We start from the raw sequence: 3,920 nt of genomic DNA on the forward strand, positions 1-3,920 counted from the left end.
ACCGGGCGGGCCCCGGCTACCGGGCGGGCCCCGGCTACCGGGCGGGCCCCGGTCACCGAGCAGGCACCGGGCCCGACCCTGCCCGGGCTGTTCGAGGCGTGGGCCGCGATACGTCCCGACGCCCCCGCGCTGACCGACGGCGACCGCACCCTCACCTACCGGCAGGTGAACGAACGGGCCAACCGCCTCGCGCGGGTGCTCGTGGCCCGTGGCGCGGGCCCGGACCGGCTCGTCGCCCTCGCCCTGCCACGCGGCGCCGATCTGGTGACCGCCGTCCTCGCCGTGCTCAAGTCCGGCGCGGGCTATCTGCCGCTGGACCCGGCCACCCCGCCCGAGCGCGTGCGACACGTACTGGGCGAAGCCCGCCCGCCCCTGGCCGTGACGACGGCCGAATCCGCCGCCGTACTGCCGCCCGGCCAGGACCGGTTGCCGCTGGACGACCCGGAGACGGCCGCCGCCCTGGCCACGGGCCCGGCCGGGGACCCTGGCCGGTGCACCGACCCGCACACCACCGCCTATGTCATCCACACCTCCGGCTCGACCGGCACGCCCAAGGGCGTCGTGGTCACGCACGACAACGTCGTACGGCTGCTGGAGACCACCGATGAGCGATTCGGCTTCGGGCCGGACGATGTGCACGCCCTGTTCCACTCGTACGCCTTCGATGTGTCCGTATGGGAGCTGTGGGCGGCCCTCGGCCGTGGCGGGCGGCTCGTCATCGTGCCGCACACGGTCAGCCGGTCGCCGCGCGAAATGTGGCGGCTGCTCGCCCGCGAACGGGTCACCGCCCTGTGCCAGACACCGTCGGCCTTCTACCAACTCGCGCAGGCGGCAACCGACATGGCGCGGGAGGCCGACGGCCCGCCCCGACACACGCTGCACGTCGTGGTCTTCGCCGGAGAGGCACTGGACCCACGCCGGATCCGCCACTGGTATCCCGATGGCCCCGGCACCCACGGCCGCCCCCGGCTGGTGAACATGTACGGCATCACCGAGACCACCGTGCACTCCACATACGCCGAACTGACCGACCCGGCCGACCCGCGCAGCGCCATCGGCGAGCCACTCGCCGACCTGCGACTGCATCTGCTCGACCATGCGCTACGGCCCGTGCCGCCCGGCTGCCCCGGCGAGATCTACCTCTCCGGCCCCGGTGTGACCCGCGGCTACCTGGGACGGCCGGCGCTGACCGCGACGCGTTTCGTGGCCGACCCCTTCGGCCCGCCCGGCGCCCGGATGTACCGCTCGGGCGACCTGGCGCGCCGGTGGCGGGACGGCACCCTGGAGTACCTGGGCCGCACCGACCAGCAGGTGAAGGTGCGCGGTTTCCGGATCGAACCGGGCGAGATCGAGGCCGTCCTGGAGCGGCACCCCGACGTCGTCCAGGCCGCGGTCATCGCCCAGAACGCCCAGAACACCCAGAACGCCCAGAACACCCAGAGCGCTCAGGACGCCCAGAGCGCTCAGGACGCCCAGGAGGACGGCGGGGGCAACGGCGCGGGTGGCGTACGGCTCGTGGCGTACGCCGTCCCCGCGACGGCGGACACCCGCCTCGACCCCGCCGCCCTGCGCCGCCACGCCGCCGACCACCTGCCCGGATATATGGTGCCCGGCTTCGTGGTGCCGATCGCCCGGCTGCCGCTGACCCGTAACGGCAAGCTCGACCGGCGCGCCCTGCCCGCACCCGCCGAGGGGCTGCGGACCGGGGCCGGACGGGCGCCCGCCACCGAGTTGGAGCGGTTCCTGTGCCGCGCCTTCGCCGAAACGCTCGGCCTGCCCGAAATCGGCGTGGACGACGGCTTCTTCGACCTCGGCGGCCACTCGCTGCTCGCCACCCAGCTCATCAACAAGATCCGCGCGGGCCTCGGCATCGACCTCGCCATCCGCACGCTGTTCGACGCGCCCACCGTGGCCGCGCTCGCCCCGCGCGTCATCGCGCAGCGCGAGCCCCGCCGGGCGTCGGCCGGACGTCCCGCGGTGCGCCCGCCGCTGCGCCCCGGTCTGCGGCCGGACCGTGTCCCGCTGTCGTTCGCCCAGCGCCGCCTGTGGTTCCTCTACCACTTCGAGGAGGCCGGTCCGACGTACCACATGCCCTTCGCCTTCACGCTCGACGGCCCGCTGGACACCGGTGCGCTGCGCGCCGCGCTCATGGACGTCCTGACGCGCCACGAGATCCTGCGCACCGTGGTGGAGGTCCACGACGGCGAGCCCTGGCAGCGCCCCACCACCCCCGTCGAGCCGCCCTTCGCGACGGTGTCGCCGGACGAGGCGGACGGGTACGGCGCCGATGAGGCGCGCCTCGTCGAGCGGCTCGCCGCCGACGCCGCCCGCCCCTTCGACCTGGCCGCGGAACTGCCCCTGCGGGCAACGCTGTACGCGCTGGGCCCCGACCGGCACGCCCTGCTTCTGCTGCCCCACCACATCGCCGTCGACGGCTGGTCGCTGACCCTGCTCACCCGCGACCTGTCGGCCGCCTACCGGGCCAGGGCCACCGGCACCGCCCCCCGGTGGGAGCCGCTGCCCGCGCAGTACACTGACTTCGCCCTCTGGCAGCGGGAGTTGCCCACCGACGTCGCCGCCGCGTACTGGGCGCGTGCGCTGAGCGGCATCCCGCAGGTGCTTCCCCTGCCCACCGACCATCCGCGCCCGCCGACCACCTCGCACCGCGGCGGCACCGTCGAGTTGAGCCTGGACGCCCAACTGCACCGTGGGCTCACCGCCCTCGCCCGCGAACACGAGGCGAGCATGTTCATGGTGTTGCACGCCGCGCTCGCCGCCCTGCTGTCCGGGCTCGGCGCGGGCGAGGACATCCCGATCGGCACGGCGGTCGGGGGCCGCCACGACGCGGCACTGCACGACACCATCGGCTGCTTCGTCAACACGCTGGTCCTGCGCACCGACCTGTCGGGGACCCCCTCCTTCGCCACGTTGCTGCGCCGGGTGCGCGCGGCCGATCTGGACGCCTTCGACCACCAGGAGCTGCCGTTCGAGCAACTGGTCAAGCTCCTCAATCCGCCGCGGTCCACCGCACACCACCCCGTCTTCCAGGTGATGCTGGCCTTCCAGGACACCGGGAGCGCCGACCTCGACCTGCCGGGGATCACCGCGCGGCAGATACCGGTGCACGGCGACCGGGCCCGCCTGGACCTGCTGTGGAGCCTGCGGCAGGAGTACGACGGGACCGGCGCGCCCGCGGGCGTTACCGGGGTGCTGGAGTACAACGCCGACCTGTTCACCCGGGGAACGGCGGACGCGCTGAACGAGCGGCTGGCCCGACTGCTCCGCGCCGCCGTGGCCGACCCCGGCCGGGCCGTGGCGGACCTGCCCCTGCTCACGGAGGACGAGGAGCGACGGACCGTCACCGCGTGGAACGACACGGCTTGGAACGACACCGCCTGGAACGACACCGCCTGGAACGACATCACCCGGAGCGACACCGCGCACGAGGCGGCCGGGGCGGCGGGCGTGGTCGAGCTGTTCGCGGCACAGGTCCGCCGTACCCCGAACGCGCCCGCCGTGATCGGGGCCACGGAGACGCTGGACTTCCGGCAGCTCTCCGAACGGGTCGCGGACCTCGCCCGGACGCTTCAGGACCGGGGCGCGGGCCCCGGCCGGTTGGTCGCCGTCGGGCTGCCGCGCGACACCGGCCTGATCACCGCGTGCCTGGCCGTGCTGGCCTCCGGCGCCGCCTATCTGCCCTTCGACCCCGACCTGCCGCCCGAACGGATCGCCGCCCTGCTCGCCGACGCCCGCCCCGCCCTCGTGCTGCGCACGGCGGACATGGGGGCCGCGGACACTGGCGTGGCGACCACCGGCTCCACGGACGCCGAGGCCCCGGCCACCGGCGGTGGGGGCGTGGGAGCCGTGGACGTCGGCACCGCGGCCAACGGCGCTGCGGGCACCGGTCCCGCGACCACCGG

General features: G+C 74.8%; 1 protein-coding gene. It reads left to right on the top strand.

The window, feature by feature from the left end; genetic code table 11:
• Positions 1-3,920 (top strand): non-ribosomal peptide synthetase (locus tag KN815_RS47335; RefSeq protein ID WP_216347946.1); only part of this gene is annotated, 3,920 nt, incomplete at both ends.

The sequence above is a fragment of the Streptomyces niphimycinicus genome (genome assembly GCF_018883605.1).
GTDB lineage: Bacteria > Actinomycetota > Actinomycetes > Streptomycetales > Streptomycetaceae > Streptomyces > Streptomyces niphimycinicus.